Genomic DNA, 19,907 nt, shown 5'->3' on the forward strand with positions numbered 1-19,907 from the left:
TTTCCTTTAATGGGAAACCACGGTCTGCGTTGGCGCAGCCTCAGCGGTTTTAAACAATTTGCTGTTGCCCCAGCACTCTTCGTAGCGATGGCCAACCAGATCCTCAACGATTGCCCGCACCTCCGGCGCAATATCACTGATTTTACCGCCCGCTTTAATCCGCGCGACTTCCTGCAGGACCACCAGATGGGCTTTACGGTCCAGTTTCATCTGCTTACTGAAGACGATGGCGGCCAGGGCTAAGGCGACGACACCGACGCAGAATACCACCGCGATGGCGGTCACGGCGCTTTCCGGTTGGCTGTGCGCTTTTGACTGGAAACCGTAAAAGCTCAGGATGGTCCCCATCGAAAACACCACAATCGAGCGCAGAATTTTCCCTGAGAAGGTCATGGCGCCGGCATAGATCCCTTCCCGGCGGCGTCCGGTGTAGATCTCGTCGACATCGGCGAGGAAGGTGTAAACGGTCCAGGGAATATAGTAAACCCCGCCGGTCCCCAGGCCGAACAGCACGGTAATACCGAACATCAGCACGGTCGCCAGGCCTGACGGCAGATGGAAGAACCACAGCGAGGTATACAGCAGGACTGCGAAAATCACGATCCCCAGCGCGAGGATATAGGGTTTGCTGAAGCCCTTTTTCACACACATGCCGATAAACAGCGCGGTGGAGATCAGCTGCAGAATCGAGTTCAGGCTGTTCAGCCCGGCTACCATTGCCGGATCGTGCTGCAGAACGAATATCACGAAATAGGTGAAGATGGAGGCAAACAGCCATTCCGCGCCAAACCCGCACAGGTACATACCGAGATGTTTGCGGAACACGCGCAGATAAAAGGTGGAACGCATGTCTTTCGCCAGCGACAGCAGGGTGCTCAGCAGCCCCTTTTTCGCGCTGGTATCCACGGCTTCCGCACGCTCGCGCTCCCAGCTGCACAGCCACAGACAGGTAATCGCGACGATCAGGATCGCGCCGTAGGTCAGGCCGGTGAGGAAGAAAGGGGTGGCGGAATCTTTGCCGTACAGCAGAATGAACTGTCCGGGAATAAACGCGGCGAGGAAGTTGGCCAGCTTGCCGAAGATGGCTTTATAGCCGGTGAGCTTTGAGCGTAGCGAGAAATCATCGGTCATCTCTGTCGCCAGCGTTTCATAGGGCACCATGATGGAGGTGTAGATGATCTCAAACACCACGTAGGTGCACAGGTAGTACCAGAAACTCAGGCCCTCTACCCACAACAGCGGGTAGAACAGCATCAGCGGAATGCCGATCAGCAAAAAGAAGCGCCGACGGCCAAAGCGCTTGCCTAACCGCGTTTTGCCAAAATTATCCGTCAGATAGCCCATCAGCGGGTTGCTGATGGCGTCGATGATGCTGGCGACGGAGAAGATAAATGAGGCCTCGATCAGCGTCAGGCCGCAAAAGGTCGTATAAAAATAGAGTAGCCATGCCCCGCTTATCGCCAGTGCGCCACTCCCTAACAGATTACCGCCGCCGTAGGCTAACTGATGGCGTAACAAGATCGGTCTTCCCTGCAGCCCTTCAGAGGCTGAAGCCGTGTATCGAGCCATAAAAAATAAACCTCGTGTTTTATATTTTTGAAACACTGTTTTTATATTTCTTTGTGGCTCAACAAAAAGTGACCGCGCTCACTAATCCCCCCAAAGGGGTAACGGTGACGAGGGAATGGGATCGAGTTAAAACTTTTTTATTCTTTTGAGGAATAAATGGCAGGGGAGTATAGCGATAACGGATTAATAAACAGGGCGGGGCAGCGCGAACGCGCTCCCCCCTGATCGGCCGAGAAAGGCCCGACACCTCTGATTAATGGGGTTTCTGTGACGCTCCGACGAGGGCCATCAGACGGCGATCGGTCTGTTCCATACCGATCCCGGCTTTGTCGGCATTGCGAATTTCCTCGAGCACGCTTTGCAGCAGCAGCCCATCCTGCTGCTGCTCTTCCGCCAGCCGGGTCAGAAAACGCCAGGTGTTGTCATCGCTCTGCGCTTTGGCTTCCTCGGCGAGACCGCTCAGCATACTGCTACGCTGGCGGTAATCGACCAGGGTTTGGGTAAAGAGATCTTCCAGCGAGGTACATTCGGGATTACAGGCGCGGTCGGGATTCACTATCGGCCAGCTGCCGGCTTTTTTCAGATAGTCAAAGACGCGCATGGTGAGGGTGATGCTGCATTGCGCGCGGTTGCGCAAAAATGTCGCGGCGCCGTCGAAGCGATGCCGGGCGCACCACTCGCTTAAGTTCAGGTAAACGTTAGAGGCGTGGAACTCAAGGTTCATCTGGGTGTTTAGCTTTTGTGCCATTCCTGGAACTGCCATAAAAATATCCTTATTAACCGGGAAGGGGTTACTGGTGCGCGTCAGCGGTTCCTGCGGTAAACAACAGGATAAAAGAGTGGCGCGCTGCACTGTTGCAGAATAATAAAACTCTACACATTCCGTATGAGTCGGGTAATTTTTCCTCTTGCCGACAATTTTAGAATACTCGCTGAATGGAATTAAGAAAACTCTCAAGATGGATAATTTACGTTTTGTTACACGATTATTCCTGAATGACGACTGGCTGGAGATTGGCGGCGTAGACCGGGGCGCTAGCGCGGTGTGCCAGGTATAAGTTATAGGTATTTGACTACGAGATTCGTCGTATAACGCAAAGCTATAAGTTATTTCAGAGAGCAATGTTTCATGGTGATGATAATTATTTTTATTTTTTGTTGCAGGCTTTTTTATGTATCCGGAATATCTTTTATCAATTCGGAATAAATTACGCAAAAGATCCGTTTTATCGCGATATAAAACGGCCGATACCGGACTGGCGACGCGCGTCTGCTGATCTTCAGCGCCGGCAGGCAGTTGACCGCCGCTGCGACCCCGTTAGCCGCTGGATATAACAGTGCCGTAACCCTCTGTTAAACACCCTCTGACATCACAGGGATAACCCTGCTGGTGGTATAGATGATCCTGCTATTCGCCGGTTAAATTGTATGACAATTATGTCTTTTTTTATGTCTTTTTTTGCTAAATCTATGTACGCAATTACTGTAATTCCGCGATGTGATAATGCTCTCGTATGGAGAAATAATTTCCGGGTATTACTACTCTAACAACGGCAGTAGGGAATGTGATTTTTCTAATGCCTTGTTTTGATGCTGATAAAAAAGTTAATTCCGATTTTTCCCTACATGAAAGCGAATTAAAGCTGGAGTTTACCATGCACAAATTTACTAAAGCGCTGGCGGCCATTGGTCTCGCAGCGGTTATGTCACAATCAGCTATGGCGGAAAACCTGAAATTGGGTTTTCTGGTGAAACAGCCGGAAGAGCCATGGTTCCAGACCGAGTGGAAATTTGCTGATAAAGCAGGAAAAGATTTAGGCTTTGACGTCATTAAAATTGCGGTGCCGGATGGTGAGAAAACCCTGAACGCCATCGATAGCCTGGCGGCCAGCGGCGCGAAGGGCTTTGTCATCTGTACCCCCGATCCTAAGCTCGGCTCGGCGATTGTCGCTAAGGCGCGCGGCTATGACATGAAGGTGATTACCGTCGATGACCAGTTCGTCAACGCCAAAGGTAAACCGATGGAGAGCGTGCCGCTGGTGATGATGGCGGCCAGCGAAATCGGCGCCCGCCAGGGGCAGGAGCTGTATAAAGAGATGCAGAAACGCGGCTGGGATGTTAAAGACACCGCGGTGATGGCCATCACCGCCGATGAGCTGGACACCGCCCGCCGTCGTACCACTGGCTCCATCGATGCCCTGAAGGCGGCCGGTTTCCCGGAAGCGCAAATCTACCGCGTTCCGACAAAATCTAACGATATCCCGGGGGCGTTTGACGCCGGTAACTCGATGCTGGTCCAGCACCCGCAGGTTAAACACTGGCTGATCGTTGGGATGAACGACAACACCGTGCTCGGCGGCGTGCGTGCCACTGAAGGCCAGGGCTTTAAAGCGCCGGATGTGATTGGCATTGGCATCAACGGCGTGGATGCCGTCAACGAACTGTCGAAGGCGCAGCCGACCGGTTTCTATGGCTCCCTGCTGCCAAGCCCGGATATTCATGGCTATAAAACCAGCGAAATGCTCTACAACTGGGTCACCAAGGGCGTTGAGCCGCCGAAGTTCACTGCGGTGACCGATGTGGTGCTGATTACCCGCGATAACTTCAAAGAAGAGCTGGCGAAAAAAGGGCTGTAACAGCCCGGTTGAACTGGCCCCCGCCGCGGCGGGGGCTGAGTGCAGAAGAGCGGAGTCGTTATGCAACAGTCTACCCCTTATCTCTCATTTCGCGGCATCACCATGACGTTCCCTGGCGTAAAGGCCTTGTCCGATATCAGTTTTGACTGCTACCCAGGACAGATCCACGCGCTGATGGGCGAAAATGGCGCAGGCAAATCGACGCTGCTGAAAATCCTCAGCGGTAACTACATCCCCACCGCGGGCCACCTGCAGATCGGCGGTCAGCAGATGGCGTTCACCAATACGATGGCGGCGCTCAACGCCGGCGTGGCGATTATCTATCAGGAACTGCATCTGATCCCGGAGATGACCGTCGCCGAAAATATCTATCTTGGCCAGCTGCCGCACAGAGGCGGCATCGTCAACCGCTCGCTGCTCAACTACGAGGCCCGCCTGCAGCTTGAGCATCTGGGGCTGGATATCGACCCGGAGACGCCGCTGAAGTATCTCTCCATTGGCCAGTGGCAGATGGTGGAGATTGCCAAAGCGCTGGCGCGTAACGCCAAAATTATCGCCTTCGATGAACCGACCAGTTCGCTCTCCGCCCGGGAGATCGACAACCTGTTTCGCGTTATCCGCGAGCTACGGGAGGAGGGGCGCGTCATCATCTATGTTTCACACCGGATGGAAGAAATTTTTGCCCTCAGCGATGCCATCACCGTCTTTAAAGATGGCCGCTACGTCTGCACTTTTGACGATATGCCGAGCGTCAGCCACGACGCGCTGGTTCAGGCCATGGTGGGACGCAATCTGGGGGATATTTACGGCTGGAAACCTCGCCCCTACGGCGAAGAGCGGCTGCGTCTGGAGGAGGTGAAGGCCCCGGGCGTACGCACGCCGGTCAGCCTCTCGGTGCGCAGTGGCGAAATCGTCGGCCTGTTTGGGCTGGTGGGCGCCGGGCGCAGCGAACTGATGAAAGGTCTGTTCGGCGGGACGCGGATCACCGGCGGTCAGGTGTATATCGATGGCCAGCCCGTCGACATACGCAAACCGGCCCAGGCCATCCAGGCCGGGATGATGCTGTGCCCGGAAGATCGGAAAGCGGAGGGGATTATTCCGGTTCACTCCGTGCGCGACAACATCAATATCAGCGCCCGGCGCAAGCATATCCACGCCGGGTGCCTGATCAACAACGCCTGGGAGGCGGACAACGCCGATCAGCATATCCAGTCGCTGAACATTAAAACGCCGGGCCCGGAACAGCTGATCATGAACCTGTCTGGCGGCAACCAGCAGAAAGCGATCCTGGGCCGCTGGCTGTCGGAAGAGATGAAGGTGATCCTGCTCGATGAGCCCACCCGCGGTATCGATGTCGGCGCCAAACATGAAATTTACAACGTGATATATGGCCTCGCCGCCTCCGGTGTCGCCGTGGTATTTGCCTCCAGCGACCTGCCGGAAGTGCTGGGCGTCGCCGACCGCATCGTGGTGATGCGTGAAGGGCAAGTCGCCGGCGAACTGCTGCATGAAGAAGCCAATGAACAGCAGGCGTTAAGCCTTGCGATGCCAAAAGTGAGTCAGGCTGTCGCCTGAGTAAGGAGTAAATGATGTCATCAGTGACTACGTCCGGCGCTACCCGCTCTGCCTTTAGCTTTGCCCGTATCTGGGATCAGTTTGGCATGCTGGTGGTGTTTGCGGTGCTGTTTATCGGCTGCGTAATTTTTGTGCCTAACTTTGCCTCATTCGTCAATATGAAGGGGCTGGGGCTGGCGATCTCGATGTCCGGGATGGTGGCCTGCGGTATGCTCTTCTGCCTGGCCTCCGGCGATTTCGACCTGTCGGTGGCGTCGGTTATCGCCTGTGCCGGGGTCACTACCGCGGTGGTGATTAACCTGAGCGAAAGCCTGTGGCTGGGGATTGCCGCCGGTCTGCTGCTGGGGGCGATCAGTGGCCTGGTCAACGGCTTTGTCATTGCCCGCCTGAAGATCAACGCCCTGATCACCACGCTGGCCACTATGCAGATTGTCCGCGGTCTGGCCTACATTATCTCCGACGGTAAAGCGGTAGGGATCGAAGATGAACGCTTCTTCACCCTCGGTTACGCCAACTGGTTTGGTCTGCCGGCGCCGATCTGGCTGACGGTCGCCTGCCTGGTGGTTTTCGGATTATTACTAAACAAAACCACCTTTGGCCGTAATACGCTGGCTATAGGCGGCAATGAAGAGGCGGCGCGTCTGGCCGGTGTTCCGGTGGTGCGCACCAAGATTATTATCTTTGTGCTCTCCGGCCTGGTATCGGCCGCGGCGGGGATCATTCTGGCGTCGCGGATGACCAGCGGCCAGCCGATGACCTCGATTGGCTATGAGCTGATTGTTATTTCGGCCTGTGTGCTGGGCGGGGTATCGCTGAAGGGCGGGATCGGCAAGATCTCCTACGTGGTGGCCGGGATCCTGATCCTCGGGACCGTGGAGAACGCGATGAACCTGTTGAACATCTCGCCGTTCTCACAATACGTCGTGCGCGGGGTCATCCTGCTGGCGGCGGTAATTTTTGACCGCTACAAACAAAAAGCCAAACGTGCGGCCTGATTTCAGGCATAACTTTTAAGTCTACAGAGTAATTACCGCCAGCGCCCGTTTCGCTGGCGGTAACTATCAAAAATGGCGAGGTTGGTCACACTGTCTATACTTACATGGCTAACATATAATTAACAACCAGCTTCGGCTGGCCATGATAAGGAGGAAACAGGGTGGATAACCAGATATCTGTACCGCCTGCGCTAACCGGAAACTACGCTTTTTTCTTTGACCTCGACGGTACTCTTGCCGATATCCAGCCGCACCCCGATCAGGTGGTGATACCCGACAACACGCTGCAGGCGCTCAACGCGCTGGCCCGGCAGCAGGGCGGGGCGGTGGCATTGATTTCAGGGCGCTCAATGTCTGAACTTGACGCGCTAACCCATCCCTGGCGGCTACCGCTGGCCGGTGTTCACGGGGCTGAACGCCGTGATATCAATGGTAAAACCTATATTGTCTCTCTGCCGTCGGCTCTGCGCGATGAAATCGCGGCTGAGCTGACCTCGGCGTTGCAGGCGCTCCCCGGGTGCGAGCTGGAGAGTAAAGAGATGGCTTTCGCGCTCCACTACCGCCAGGCGCCGCAGCAGCAGAGCGCGGTGCTGGAGCTGGCGCAGCGCATCGTTCAGCGCTACCCGCTGCTGGCGCTACAGCTTGGCAAGTGCGTAGTGGAGATTAAACCCCGCGGTGTCAACAAAGGGGAGGCGATCACCGCCTTCATGCAGGAAGCGCCGTTTGCCGGTCGCGAACCGGTTTTTGTCGGCGATGATTTGACCGACGAAGCGGGATTCAGCGTGGTTAATCAACTGCAGGGAATGTCGATAAAAGTGGGCGCCGGGGAAACCCAGGCGCACTGGCGGTTGGCGGATGCCGCCGCCGTAAGGACGTGGTTGCAACATCTGGCGTATGACGCGCAAACCGAAAGGAGGGATGACCATGAGTCGTTTAGTCGTAGTCTCTAACCGTATCGCCTTACCGGACGATAAAAAATCGAGCGCTGGCGGTCTGGCCGTCGGCATCCTGGGGGCACTGAAAGCGGCAGGGGGTCTGTGGTTTGGCTGGAGCGGCGAAATTGGCGATGACCAGCAACCGCTGAAGCAGGTCTCCCGCGGAAATATTTCATGGGCGTCGTTCAACCTTAATGAACGTGACCATGATGAATACTACAACCAGTTCTCTAATGCCGTGCTGTGGCCGGCCTTCCACTATCGTCTTGATCTGGTCAGCTTCCAGCGCGAAGCCTGGGAGGGATATCAGCGAGTTAACGCCATGCTGGCGGACAAGCTTCTGCCGCTGATCGAGCCAGACGATACGCTGTGGATCCATGATTACCATCTGCTGCCCTTCGCCAGCGAACTGCGCAAGCGTGGGGTCAACAACCGGATCGGCTTCTTTTTGCATATTCCGTTCCCGACGCCGGAGATTTTTAACGCGCTACCGCCGCACGCTGAGCTGCTGGAGCAACTGTGCGATTACGACCTGTTGGGCTTCCAGACTGAAAGCGACAGAACCGCGTTTCTTGACAGCATTGCCATGCAGACCCGACTCTCCGACCTCGGAGACAAACGCTATCAGGCGTGGGGTAAGGCGTTCAGCACTGAGGTTTATCCGATAGGGATCGATCCGGACGAGATTACGCGCAACGCCAAAGGTCCGCTGCCGCCGAAGCTGGTCCAGCTGAAAAACGAGCTCAAAAACGTGAAGAATATCTTCTCGGTGGAGCGGCTTGACTACTCGAAAGGGTTGCCGGAGCGGTTCCTCGCCTATGAGACGCTGCTCGAGAAGTATCCTCAGCATCACGGTAAGATCCGTTATACCCAGATCGCACCGACCTCCCGCGGCGATGTGCAGGCCTATCAGGATATCCGCCACCAGCTGGAAACTGCATCCGGGCGCATCAATGGCCAGTTTGGCCAGCTTGGCTGGACCCCGCTCTACTACCTGAACCAGCATTTTGACCGTAAGCTGCTGATGAAGGTCTTCCGCTACTCTGACGTCGGCCTGGTGACGCCCCTGCGCGATGGTATGAACCTGGTGGCGAAGGAATACGTGGCGGCGCAGGATCCGGATAACCCTGGCGTACTGGTCCTGTCGCAGTTTGCCGGCGCGGCGCAGGAGCTGACCAGCGCCCTGATCGTCAACCCCTACGATCGCGACGAGGTTGCCGCCGCGCTGGATCGCGCCCTTAGCATGCCGCTGGCGGAACGTATTGCCCGTCATTCTGCGATGCTGGACGTGATCAGAGAAAATGATATTCATAACTGGCAGGCGCGCTTTGTCGACGATCTGCAGCATATTTCACCGCGCAGTGAGGAGAGCCGCCTGCGGGGGAAGATAGCCACGTTCCCTAAACTGGCCTAGTTCAGGAAAAGGGCTAACCGGCGTTAGCCCTTTTCAAGGGAAACCAACAGGACATCGACGCCGCAGCTGCCGACGATATTTTTCGCCGAGCAGGTGGCGCGCGAAAAAAGGGAATGGTTATGATTGCCGCAGATCACCAGATCGACCTGGTGCGACCGGCAGAAGTCCTTAATATGATGGCCCAGTTCGCCGCAGGCGATGGTCATTTTCTCTATCGGGTAGTCCGCGTGACGCGCCAGCTCGTTGAGAAAATCACGCGTCTCTTCCTGCATCACCTCGCGCAGATTTTCCATCATCGGCGCAGCGAACTGGTTATACAGCTCCGGATCCGTGGCGAGGGTGATAAAGCTCACTTTCGCGTTCACGGGCCGGGCAATCGACACCGCTTTTTTAATTAATACCTGACTCTCCGGCGTTGGCGCGACGGCAACCAGCAGATGTGAATAAGGCATCTGGCCTCCTTGAGATACGCGGAATAACCCTTTCTTTCCTTCTTTCTTTACTCCTGTTTACCCGGCTGCGCAAGGGCCGATCCCGGGATTTGCGAGCCTCTTCGCCAGTCGGTGTTTTTCCGGTCAGATCACAATGATGAACCTGTCTTTTGATTTAAAAGAAATGCCGTTTTATAAATGAGTGAAGTGAAGACGTCATCTCTTTGTCATTTTGCCACCGGCGGCGGTTGCGTGGCAAAAGCACAAAGGTAACGTCGTTTCGCTGCTTTTAGTGTAGCCAGGTACCCACTCCCTTCCGGTGGCAAATCCGGAAAGATTGTCGGCGTTCTCTTAAAAAAAGACACAGGATCACGGCGATGAAAACACGAAAGATTGGACTGGCTAACTACCTGGCCTACGGCGCGGGCGATTTCCTCGGCGCCGGCACCACGGCGCTAACCGCCGCATGGCTGCTCTACTTTTACACCACCTTCTGCGGACTCTCTCCGATAGAAGCCACGCTGATATTCGCTTCCGCCCGCGTACTGGATGCGGTGGTGAGCCCGCTGATGGGCTTTCTCACCGATAACTTCGGCACCACCTGGCTCGGCAAGCGCTTCGGCCGCAGAAAATTCTTTATTCTGCTCGGCATCCCGTGCGTATTCAGCTACTCGGCGATGTGGGTTGGCGAGATGGGCTTCTGGTACTACCTGATCACCTATCTGCTGTTTGATATGGTCTACACCATGATTCTGGTGCCCTACGAGACGCTGGTGCCGGAGATGACCGATGACTTTAAACAGAAAACCAAATTCTCCGGCGCGCGCATCTCAATGGCGCAAATGTCGGCGATTTTAGCCTCCTTTCTGCCGGGGATCCTCCTTACCTGGCTCGGCAAAGACAATGCCAGCTCGTTCTTTTATGCTAGTCTGGTGTTCTCGGTCCTGTGCGCGGTGATGCTGACCTTCGTCTGGTGTTTCACCTGGGAGCGGCCGCGTGAGGCCTGGTCAGAGGCGGCGCTGCGGGCGGAAGCGGAAAAACAGAACTTAACCCTCGCCCAGAGCCTCAATCGCCTGGTGATTGAGCTGAGCTCCACGCTGCGGATAAAAATTTTCCGCCAGCACCTCGGCATGTATCTGGGGGGCTATATCGCCCAGGACGTCTTCAATGCCGTGTTCACCTATTACGTGGTCTTTGTTCTGATGCAGGAGGCCTCTGTCGCCTCGAATCTGCTGGGGACGATGGCGATTTTCCAGTTTATCGCCGTGATCGCCATGATCCCGCTGTGCATTCGCTTTGGCCCCGCACCGTCGTACCGCATGGTGGTGGTCCTCTTTGGCCTGAGCTCGCTCTCCTATGCGCTGCTCTATTACGCCGGACTGAGCGACGTCTATTCGTTATTGCTGCTCATCTCTGCTGTCGCCGGACTGGGACGCGGCGGGATTAACTACGTACCGTGGAATACCTACACCTATATTGCCGACGTCGACGAAGCGATCACCGGGCAGCGCCGGGAGGGGATTTTTGCCGGCATCATGACGCTGACCCGCAAAGCCTCGCAGGCGGGGGCGGTGATGCTGGTGGGCATCATCATGCAGCTGTCGGGGTTTGTCTCCGGGCAAAAAATACAGCCTGAAGGGGTCAGCCATACCATTTTGCTGATCCTCAGCGTCGGCACGCTGGTGGTCTTAGCCTGCGGCTTCCTCGTTTCGCTGCGCTTCAAACTCAATCTGCATACCCACAGCGTCCTGCGCAGCGAAACCCTAAGAATGCGCGAAAGCGGTCACGCCCAGCCGGAACTGACCAGTGCGGAACACCGCGCGGTCGTCGAGATGCTGGCGGGGATGCCCTACGACTGCCTGTGGGGAAATAACAATATTGGCTACCTGAATCGTCATAAACCTGCTGCCCCGGCGCTCACCCAGGGCGGCGCTTTGAATTCGACATATACCCGAGGTTAACAACATGAAAGTTTGGCCGGTCAAACATAGCCCATTACTCTGTCAGCCTGAGCGTTTTATCGCCCGTAGCGAACTGCAGGCGCTCATCCGCAACGTGACGCAAAACCTGGTGAATATTAAGGATGAGAGCGGGCAATTTTTACTGCGCCTGGATGACGGGCGCGTTATTGATACCAAAGGCTGGGCCGGCTGGGAGTGGACCCACGGCGTCGGGCTGTATGGCATCTATCAGTATTATCAGCAAACCGGCGATCTCGAGATGCGCGATATTATTGACCGCTGGTTTGCCGACCGCTTCGCCGAGGGGGCAACGACCAAAAACGTCAACACCATGGCGCCGTTCCTGACCCTGGCCTATCGCTTTGAAGAGACCGGATGTAAGGCATATCTGCCGTGGCTGGAGAGCTGGGCGGAGTGGGCAATGTATGAGATGCCTCGTACCGAGCAGGGCGGCATGCAGCACATCACCCTGGCGGAAGAAAACCACCAGCAAATGTGGGATGACACCCTGATGATGACCGTGTTGCCGTTAGCCAAAATTGGCAAGCTGCTTCACCGTCCGCAGTATGTGGAGGAGGCGACCTATCAGTTCCTGCTCCACGTGCAGAACCTGATGGACCGGGAAACCGGGCTGTGGTTTCACGGCTGGAGCTATGACGGTCGGCATAATTTTGCCCGGGCGCGCTGGGCGCGGGGCAACAGCTGGCTCACTATGGTGATCCCGGATTTTCTTGAGTTAGTGGATCTCCCGGAGGGGAATGCGGTACGGCGCTATCTGACCGAGGTGCTGAACGCGCAAATTGCCGCCTTAGCGAAATGTCAGGACGACAGCGGCCTGTGGCATACCCTGCTGGACGACCCGCACTCTTATCCAGAGGCCTCGGCGACCGCCGGCTTTGCCTACGGCATACTCAAAGCGGTGCGCAAGCGATATGTCGGGCAGCACTACGCCGGGGTGGCTGAAAAAGCGATTCGCGGAATTGTGCAGAATATTTCGCCGCAGGGGGAGCTGCTGCAGACTTCCTTTGGCACCGGAATGGGGTCAGACCTTGATTTCTATCGCCAGATCCCGCTCACCTCGATGCCCTACGGCCAGGCGATGGCGATCCTCTGTCTGACCGAGTATCTGCGCAAGTATTTCTGAGCAGGAGACCCCGCAGGCGCGGCGCCTGAAAAAACTAACCCGGCTTTCGCCGGGTTGGTTTTACATACGCTCGACGGTTTCGATACCGAGGGTATCGAGGCCCAGCTTGAGGGTTTTCGCCGTCAGCAGCGCCAGCTTCAGGCGGCTGTTGCGGGTCGCTTCGCTTTCCGCGCTGAGGATCGGGCAGTGCTCGTAGAAACCGGAGAACAGGCCCGCCAGATCGTAGAGGTAGGCGCACATCACGTGCGGCGTCCCTTCGCGAGCGACCACGGAGAGGGTCTCTTCAAACTGCAACAGGCGCGCGGCCAGCTGGGCTTCGCGATCTTCCGCAATCACCACCGGCGCGTCGGTGAGGGCGTTTTCGTCAATGCCGGCTTTGCGGAACACGGAGAGCACGCGGGTATAGGCATACTGCATATACGGCGCGGTGTTGCCTTCGAACGCCAGCATATTATCCCAGTCGAAAACGTAGTCGGTGGTGCGGTTTTTCGACAGGTCGGCGTATTTCACCGCGCCGATACCCACCACTTTCGCCAGATTTTCCAGCTCATCAGCGGACATCTCCGGGTTCTTCTCGGCCACCAGGCGACGCGCGCGCTCCAGCGCTTCGTCCAGCAGATCCGCCAGCTTCACGGTGCCGCCGGCGCGGGTTTTAAACGGCTTGCCGTCTTTACCCAGCATCATGCCGAACATATGGTGTTCCAGCGGCACGGAGTCCGGCACATAGCCTGCTTTACGCACGATGGTCCACGCCTGCATCAGGTGCTGGTGCTGACGGGAGTCGATGTAGTAGAGCACGCGGTCGGCGTGCAGTGTTTCATAGCGATACTTCGCACAGGCGATATCGGTAGTGGTATAGAGGTAGCCGCCATCCTTTTTCTGGATGATGACGCCCATCGGTTCGCCTTCCTTGTTTTTATACTCATCAAGGAACACCACGGTGGCGCCTTCGCTCTCCACGGCCAGCCCTTTGGCTTTCAGATCGGCGACGATCCCCGGCAGCATCGGGTTGTACAGGCTTTCGCCCATCACGTCATCGCGGGTCAGCGTCACATTCAGGCGATCGTAGGTGATCTGGTTCTGCGACATGGTGATGTCCACCAGCTTACGCCACATCTGCAGGAAGTACTCATCGCCGCCCTGCAGCTTAACCACGTAGCTGCGCGCGCGCTCGGCGAAGGCTTCGTCTTCGTCGTAGTGTTTTTTCGCTTCGCGATAAAAACCTTCGAGGTCGGCCAGGGCCATCTCGCCGGCGTTTTCCTGCTGCTGTTTTTCCAGATACGCGATCAGCATGCCGAACTGGGTGCCCCAGTCGCCGACGTGGTTGGCGCGGATCACCTTATGGCCCAGGAACTCCAGGGTACGGACCGAGGCATCGCCAATGATGGTCGAACGCAGATGGCCGACGTGCATCTCTTTCGCCACGTTTGGCGCCGAGTAGTCGACGACGATGGTCTGTACCTGCGGCGTGGCGACGCCCAGGCGTTCTGACTGCAGCGCGCGGTTGACGTTGTCCGCCAGGAACGCGGGGTCGAGGAAAATATTGATAAAGCCCGGCCCGGCGATTTCAACCTTGCTGGCAATGCCGTTGAGGTCAAGATGAGACAGTACCTGCTCTGCAAGTTGTCGCGGCGCCATGCCCAGTTTTTTGGCGACAGCCATCACGCCGTTGGCCTGATAGTCACCGAACTGAACTTTTGCTGACTGGCGGACCTGAGGTTCGCAATCGGCAGGCGCGCCTGCCGCGATCAGGGCCTGGCTGACTTTTTCTGAGAGAAGAGCCTGAATATTCACCGGAATACCTTACGTGTAATGCGCCAGCCCCCGAGGGAGGCGGCGCCGGAATGTGGACAAATTAGGGCGGGAGTATACTGCATTTGTCCCCGTCCGTCAGCATCGCGCGCGGCGCGGCGGCATGGGCAATCCATCGTCGGTCGGTCACGCAGCGGCAGGGTGGCGGTTGGTCCGCGGCCTAAAACACGGTAGATTAGCCTTTTTATTATTGATGAACATAAGTGACGAGCAAACCCATGGCGAACTGGCAGCAGATTGAACAACTGGCCGATATTACGGCGGATCTCCCGCGATTTTCCGATGCGCTACAGCGCTTCGCTGCGCGACTGGGACTGGAGATCGGCGGACTCGACGCCGACCATATCTCCCTGCGCTGTCATCAGAACGCCACCGCGGAGCGCTGGCGCAGTGGGTTGGCGCAGTGCGGAACCCTGCTGTCGGAGAATATGATCAACGGTCGGCCTATCTGCTTGTTTAAACTGGCGGAGCCGGTCTGCGTGGCGCACTGGCGCTTTCATATCGTTGAGCTGCCGTGGCCGGGTGAAAAGCGTTATCCCCATGAAGGCTGGGAGCATATCGAAATTGTCCTGCCCGGCGATCCGGCTACCTTAAATGCCCGCGCTCTGGCGCTGCTGGCCGATGACGGACTCAGCCAGCCGGGGATCGTCGTCAAAACCAGCTCGCCGAAAGGGGAACATGAGCGTCTGCCGAATCCCACCCTGGCGGTCACCGACGGCAGCGTGACGGTCAAATTTCACCCATGGTCTATTGAACAAATCGTCGCCAGCGAGCAAGCCGATACATAACAGTGTGAAGCCGCGCGGCGTCCGCCGCGTGAAATCATGACATGCTGAGAAGGTTGTCTGGATCAGGGAGTGAGCAATGGCGGTACTGGAAGTATGTTGTTACAGCGTGGCGTGCGCCCGGGAGGCTGAGCGCTCCGGCGCCGATCGTATTGAACTCTGCGCCGCGCCGCAGGAAGGGGGACTAACACCCTCTTACGGGGTGCTGGTCTCGGTCCGCGAGGCGATTACCCTCCCGGTGCATCCGATTATCCGCCCGCGCGGCGGCGATTTCTGCTACACCGAAGAGGAGTTCGCCGCGATGCTTGGCGATATCCGCATGGTGCGGGAGCTCGGCTTTCCCGGGCTGGTGACCGGCGTGCTGAATGCCGATGGTCAGGTCGATATCCCGCGGATGAAAAAAATAATGGCCGCGGCCGGGCCGCTGGCGGTGACCTTTCATCGCGCGTTCGATCTGTGCGCCGACCCGCGTCAGGCCTGGGAGACGCTGGGTGAGCTGGGGGTTAAACGTATCCTGACTTCCGGTCAGCAATCCTCGGCGGAGAAAGGTATTTCATTAATTACGGAACTTATTGCCGCAGGGGATACTCCAATCATTATGGCCGGTGCGGGAGTGCGCGCCGCGAACCTGCCGCTGTTTCTGCAGGCGGGGGTGAAAGAGGTTCATAGCTCTGCAGGCCAGTGGTTGCCATCGGAAATGCGCTTTCGGCATCCAGGCGTTTCGATGTCAGCCGATCCTGATGCGGACGAATACAGACGCTACGCCGTCAATGGCGCAGCGGTGGCGGAGATGAAAAAGATAATTTCCGCTGACAGAAGTTAAACGGTTTTTGCTGCACATCATGTCGCCCAATATGATGATTGCCCGTACCAGGCCCCTGCCCATTAAACAGGGGCCTTTTTTTATCTCGCTTTCTTCGCCAGCGACTGCTGCGTTTCCGGTTTGGTGGCGATAATCACCGCGCGCAGCGGCGCCGGATAGCCTTCCACGGTTTTGCGCTGATCCTGTGGGTCGAGGAAATCGGCCAGCGATTCGCTGGTCATCCATTCGGTGCGCCGCTGCTCTTCCGTCGAGGTGACGCAGGCGTCGACGATGCGCACATCGATAAACCCGCACTTCTCCAGCCACATTTTCAGGGCCGCCGCTGAGGGAATAAAATAGACGTTGCGCATCTGCGCATAGCGATCGCCCGGAACCAGCACCGTATTTTCATCGCCTTCGACCACCAGCGTCTCCAGTACCAGCTCGCCACCCGGCGCCAGCTGATCTTTCAGCTGCCACAGGTGGTCCAGCGGCGAGCGGCGATGGTAGAGCACGCCCATCGAGAACACGGTGTCAAAGGCCTCCAGCGCCGGGAGCTGCTCGATGCCCAGCGGCAGGAGATGCGCCCGCTGGTCGTTGCCAAGCAGCTTACGCACCGCTTCAAACTGGCACAGGAACAGCTGGGTGGGATCGATGCCGACCGCCAGATGCGCGCCCGCGCCGATCATCCGCCACATGTGATAGCCGCTGCCGCAGCCCACGTCGAGGATGGTCCGTCCGCTAAGATCGGACAGATGCGGCAGGACGCGCTCCCATTTCCAGTCGGAGCGCCATTCGGTATCGATGTTGATGCCGTACAGCGAATAAGGGCCTTTGCGCCATGGCATCAGGTTTTTAAGCAGGTTTTCTACCCGCAGCTGATGACCTTCGCTGAGCGGCGTTTCGCTTTCGGCGGTGACGCTGTGCAGGAGGTCCAGACGCCAGGGCGTTAATTCCGGAAGAAACTCAACGGCGCGCTCCCATTCGCGAAACTTGCCGTGCAGGGCCTCGCGCTGCCAGGCGGCTACCTGGGCAGGCAGCGTCTCCAGCCAGTGAGACAGCGGGCTTTTGGCGATCAGCTGATAAAAGTTACTGAAGTCGATCATGCCTGCTCCCCGGATTTTACTGCCACCAGCGAGCCAAAGTTAAAGCACTGGAACCATAGTTCAGCATGTTCGAACCCCGCCTGACGCAGGCGTTTTTTATGGGTTTCCACAGAGTCGGTCAGCATCACGTTTTCCAGCATGCTGCGTTTCTGGCTAATCTCCAGCTCGCTGTAGCCGTTCGCGCGCTTAAAGTCATGATGCATATTGAACAGCAGCTCACCGACGTGGGCGTCTTCGAAGCTGAATTTCTCCGAGAGCACCAGCGCGCCGCCGGGATTCAGCCCCTGATAGACTTTATTCAGGATCGCCTGACGATCGCCCGGCTCAAGGAACTGAATGGTAAAGTTCAGGATCACCAGCGAGGCGTTTTCAATGGCCACATCGCGGATATCCCCTTCAATCACCTCGACCGGCGTCGGCGCTTTATAGGCGTCAATATGGCGACGGCAGCGCTCCACCATCGCCGGGGAGTTGTCGATGGCGATAATGCGACATCCCGGATGGCTAATATTGCGGCGCACGGAGAGGGTGGCGGCGCCCAGCGAACAGCCAAGATCGTAAACCTGGGTGTGGGGCTGAACGAAGCGCTCGGCCAGCATGCCGATCATCGAGATGATATTGGAGTAGCCAGGCACAGAACGCTGGATCATATCGGGGAAGACTTCAGCAACCCGTTCATCAAAGGTCCAGTCGCCGAGGCTGGCAATCGGCGCGGAAAAAAGCGTATCGCGGTGAGACATAACGTTAAACCCGAAAAAACGAAAACGGCGTATTGTGCGCTAACGGAGGGAGAAAACCAACTCCCAGGGCATATACCAGAGATTGGCCAGCACCATCAGCAACAACGCGCACCAGGTGGCGCTCATGCCGGAGCGGCGCCAGTGGTAGACGCGGTGATGAAAACCCCAGGAGTGCATCAGTCGTCCGACGATCAATAAAATGCCGCAAACGTGCACCATCCAGGTCTGGGCGCCGTTCATCTCCATAAATAACAGTAAAATGAGGCCAATCGGCACATATTCGACGGCATTGCCGTGAACGCGGATGGCGACCTGCAGCTCGCTGAAGCCGCCGTCGCCGTAGCCTACATGGTATTGGGTGCGCAAACGCACCACGTCAAATGAGAACTTCACTAACAATAACGCACCTAAAACGGCATACAGCGCGCTGACCATACGAAAACTCCCTTTAACTCTGGCAGATGGCTCCGGATATGATAGCAGGATATCAGAAAAGAGAAGATTGCTGCGGAATCGACGGCGCATTTCCTGCCGCCGGCAGGGCGGTGCGCAGATCGCCCCACAGGGTATCGACCAGCGTCGGCGCGTAGGCAATATCGGGAGTATGCAGAAACAGCCACGGCGTCCCTGACTGATGCCATTTCGGCAGCGTCTGCAGCCAGACGCGAAACAGTTCCCGGTTATGGACCATATCGTCGCCGCCGATAAAGCGCACCATTGGCTGCCGGGCGGTCATCACCGCATGCACCGGCACCTTCGGTTTCTTTTGTTGCGCGTCGATCATCGCCGGACTGGTGGCCGCGGCGCTATGGACCGGGCGGCTGTCGAGGATCACGCGGTTGACGCTGCGCTGGTGCAGCCCGCGGTTGAGCTGCTGTTCCGCTTCCCCTTTGGCGAAGAACTCGGGGTGACGAACTTCGACGCCGTAGGTGAAATCCTTCGGCAGTGCGTCGAGAAAATGCCATAGCGCCGGGAGATCGCGAGGGCCGAAGGTCGCCGGCAGCTGCAGCCAGTACTGGCCGATGCGCGAGGCCAGCGGCGCCAGGCGGGTGAAGAATTCACGGCTTAAATCGTCGCAGTGGCGCAGGGCGGCCTGGTGCGAGATAGTCGCCGGGAATTTAAAGCAGAAGCGGAAGTCATCGTGGGTCTGCTCGTACCAGCGGGCGACAATCTCCGGCTTCGGTAGCGCATACAGGGTGGTGTTGCCCTCGACGCAATTGAAGTGGCGGGCGTACTCTTCAAGGCTGGTGATGCCAAGGCGCACCCATTTCGGGTGCGACCACTGGGGAAGCCCAATATAAATCATAACGCGGCGAGGATCTCCTCGGTGCTGCGCACGCGGCCGATGCGCGGAAAAATATGCGTCATGCTGCCCTGATGCTGCTCGGCGGAGGCGGCGCTGCAGGCATCTTCGGCAATGACCAGGTTAAAACCCAGCTCCCAGGCGTTGCGGGCGGTAGATTCGACGCCGATGTTGGTGGCGATGCCGCAGAGAATAATGGTGTCGATACCGCGGCGACGCAGCTGAAGCTCAAGGTCGGTGCCATAGAACGCGCCCCACTGGCGTTTGGTCACTTCGATATCGCTCTCCTGCTTACCCAGCGTGGCCGGATAGGTCCACCAGTTCTCAGGCAGCGTATGCGCCCCGGCCTGCGCGTCGACAGGCTGTTTCAGCGCTTCGGCGAAATCGGCCGACCAGCCGACGCGGACCATGATGACCGGCGAACCCTGTTGTCGGCACTTGTCTGCCAGGCGGGCGGCGCGCGCCACCACCTCGTCAGCCCGATGTGGGCCGCCGGCAAAAGGCAAAATGCCTTCCTGCAGATCGATCACCACCAGCGCCGTGTTTTTCGCATTGAGTTCTAACATGGTATCCCCGTATCTTCATCTGTTGTCAGGCGGCTACAATACCTTTGCGGCTTCAGCAAAAGGGTAACAAATTTTGTTAATTTATGTGAGTGTGGACGTTAAGCGCGCAGCAAAGCAGCGTACATCGTGCGTC

General features: G+C 57.3%; 19 protein-coding genes. 10 read left to right on the top strand and 9 right to left on the bottom strand.

Annotated features, from left to right (window positions below):
* Nucleotides 1-6: 6 nt before the first annotated feature.
* Complete coding sequence (locus ABLV04_RS08620; protein ID WP_348815642.1) at nt 7-1,518, bottom strand: MFS transporter; 1,512 nt, start codon at nt 1,516-1,518, stop codon at nt 7-9.
* Between the two features lie 65 nt (nt 1,519-1,583).
* On the opposite strand from ABLV04_RS08620, the gene ABLV04_RS08625 reads away from it, so the two are divergent.
* A complete protein-coding gene (locus ABLV04_RS08625) occupies nt 1,584-1,718 on the top strand; it encodes a hypothetical protein (protein WP_032428923.1) in 135 nt (44 codons plus the stop codon).
* A gap of 104 nt (nt 1,719-1,822) precedes the next feature.
* On the opposite strand, the gene ABLV04_RS08630 is transcribed toward ABLV04_RS08625, so the two are convergent.
* Nucleotides 1,823-2,332, bottom strand: a complete 510-nt coding sequence (locus tag ABLV04_RS08630) for a non-heme ferritin-like protein (RefSeq protein ID WP_032453399.1) — start codon at nt 2,330-2,332, stop codon at nt 1,823-1,825.
* An 892-nt stretch (nt 2,333-3,224) separates the two neighbouring features.
* On the opposite strand from ABLV04_RS08630, the gene ABLV04_RS08635 reads away from it, so the two are divergent.
* The 5 genes from ABLV04_RS08635 (at nt 3,225) to otsA (ending at nt 9,124) form a co-directional block, all read left to right on the top strand.
* Entirely contained in the window at nt 3,225-4,205 is a 981-nt protein-coding gene (locus tag ABLV04_RS08635; RefSeq protein WP_004203441.1) for an arabinose ABC transporter substrate-binding protein, read from the top strand.
* A gap of 60 nt (nt 4,206-4,265) precedes the next feature.
* Nucleotides 4,266-5,780 carry an L-arabinose ABC transporter ATP-binding protein AraG gene (gene araG, locus ABLV04_RS08640; RefSeq protein ID WP_032453398.1) on the top strand — a complete coding sequence of 505 codons (1,515 nt, stop codon included), beginning with the start codon at nt 4,266-4,268 and terminating at the stop codon, nt 5,778-5,780.
* A 14-nt stretch (nt 5,781-5,794) separates the two neighbouring features.
* Complete coding sequence (gene araH / locus ABLV04_RS08645) at nt 5,795-6,775, top strand: L-arabinose ABC transporter permease AraH (RefSeq protein WP_023290266.1); 981 nt, start codon at nt 5,795-5,797, stop codon at nt 6,773-6,775.
* 161 nt (nt 6,776-6,936) lie between these two features.
* A complete protein-coding gene (gene otsB / locus ABLV04_RS08650; protein ID WP_023290265.1) occupies nt 6,937-7,725 on the top strand; it encodes a trehalose-phosphatase in 789 nt (262 codons plus the stop codon).
* Complete coding sequence (gene otsA / locus ABLV04_RS08655; protein ID WP_032453397.1) at nt 7,700-9,124, top strand: alpha,alpha-trehalose-phosphate synthase; 1,425 nt, start codon at nt 7,700-7,702, stop codon at nt 9,122-9,124. Before otsB ends, otsA begins: the two co-directional genes overlap by 26 nt.
* 23 nt (nt 9,125-9,147) lie before the next feature.
* Here otsA and uspC read toward each other — a convergent pair whose 3' ends face one another.
* Complete coding sequence (uspC, locus tag ABLV04_RS08660) at nt 9,148-9,576, bottom strand: universal stress protein UspC (protein ID WP_004203433.1); 429 nt, start codon at nt 9,574-9,576, stop codon at nt 9,148-9,150.
* 356 nt (nt 9,577-9,932) lie between these two features.
* On the opposite strand from uspC, the gene ABLV04_RS08665 reads away from it, so the two are divergent.
* Nucleotides 9,933-11,516: an MFS transporter gene (locus ABLV04_RS08665; RefSeq protein WP_023290263.1), complete on the top strand. Its 1,584-nt coding sequence runs from the start codon at nt 9,933-9,935 to the stop codon at nt 11,514-11,516.
* A 4-nt stretch (nt 11,517-11,520) separates the two neighbouring features.
* A complete protein-coding gene (locus ABLV04_RS08670) occupies nt 11,521-12,660 on the top strand; it encodes a glycoside hydrolase family 105 protein (RefSeq protein ID WP_048336026.1) in 1,140 nt (379 codons plus the stop codon).
* A 60-nt stretch (nt 12,661-12,720) separates the two neighbouring features.
* Here the strand turns inward: ABLV04_RS08670 and argS are convergent, their stop codons facing one another.
* A complete protein-coding gene (argS, locus tag ABLV04_RS08675; RefSeq protein ID WP_004203428.1) occupies nt 12,721-14,454 on the bottom strand; it encodes an arginine--tRNA ligase in 1,734 nt (577 codons plus the stop codon).
* 236 nt (nt 14,455-14,690) lie between these two features.
* Here argS and ABLV04_RS08680 point away from each other — a divergent pair, with 236 nt between their 5' ends.
* Both ABLV04_RS08680 and cutC read left to right on the top strand, forming a co-directional pair.
* Nucleotides 14,691-15,260, top strand: coding sequence for a VOC family protein (locus ABLV04_RS08680; RefSeq protein WP_023290260.1), 570 nt, complete (start codon nt 14,691-14,693; stop codon nt 15,258-15,260).
* Nucleotides 15,261-15,336: 76 nt separating this feature from the next.
* Complete coding sequence (cutC, locus tag ABLV04_RS08685; protein ID WP_048297821.1) at nt 15,337-16,080, top strand: copper homeostasis protein CutC; 744 nt, start codon at nt 15,337-15,339, stop codon at nt 16,078-16,080.
* An 80-nt stretch (nt 16,081-16,160) separates the two neighbouring features.
* On the opposite strand, the gene cmoB is transcribed toward cutC, so the two are convergent.
* Genes cmoB through ABLV04_RS08710 form a run of 5 tightly spaced genes read right to left on the bottom strand, consistent with a single transcriptional unit; the run spans nt 16,161 to nt 19,774 of the window.
* Nucleotides 16,161-17,165 carry a tRNA 5-methoxyuridine(34)/uridine 5-oxyacetic acid(34) synthase CmoB gene (cmoB, locus tag ABLV04_RS08690; protein ID WP_032456324.1) on the bottom strand — a complete coding sequence of 335 codons (1,005 nt, stop codon included), beginning with the start codon at nt 17,163-17,165 and terminating at the stop codon, nt 16,161-16,163.
* Nucleotides 17,162-17,905 carry a carboxy-S-adenosyl-L-methionine synthase CmoA gene (cmoA, locus tag ABLV04_RS08695; protein WP_004203422.1) on the bottom strand — a complete coding sequence of 248 codons (744 nt, stop codon included), beginning with the start codon at nt 17,903-17,905 and terminating at the stop codon, nt 17,162-17,164. The genes cmoB and cmoA overlap by 4 nt, the downstream gene beginning before the upstream one ends.
* Before the next feature lie 39 nt (nt 17,906-17,944).
* Nucleotides 17,945-18,340, bottom strand: a complete 396-nt coding sequence (locus ABLV04_RS08700; RefSeq protein WP_008804243.1) for an MAPEG family protein — start codon at nt 18,338-18,340, stop codon at nt 17,945-17,947.
* 52 nt (nt 18,341-18,392) lie between these two features.
* Nucleotides 18,393-19,211 carry a DUF72 domain-containing protein gene (locus tag ABLV04_RS08705; RefSeq protein ID WP_332079439.1) on the bottom strand — a complete coding sequence of 273 codons (819 nt, stop codon included), beginning with the start codon at nt 19,209-19,211 and terminating at the stop codon, nt 18,393-18,395.
* Nucleotides 19,208-19,774 (bottom strand): hydrolase, encoded by a 567-nt coding sequence (locus tag ABLV04_RS08710; RefSeq protein ID WP_032453393.1) that lies wholly within the window; start codon nt 19,772-19,774, stop codon nt 19,208-19,210. The genes ABLV04_RS08705 and ABLV04_RS08710 overlap by 4 nt, the downstream gene beginning before the upstream one ends.
* Nucleotides 19,775-19,907: the final 133 nt, after the last annotated feature.

Source organism: Klebsiella sp. JN_Kp127 (assembly GCF_040062505.1).
Taxonomy (GTDB): Bacteria; Pseudomonadota; Gammaproteobacteria; order Enterobacterales; family Enterobacteriaceae; genus Klebsiella; species Klebsiella quasipneumoniae.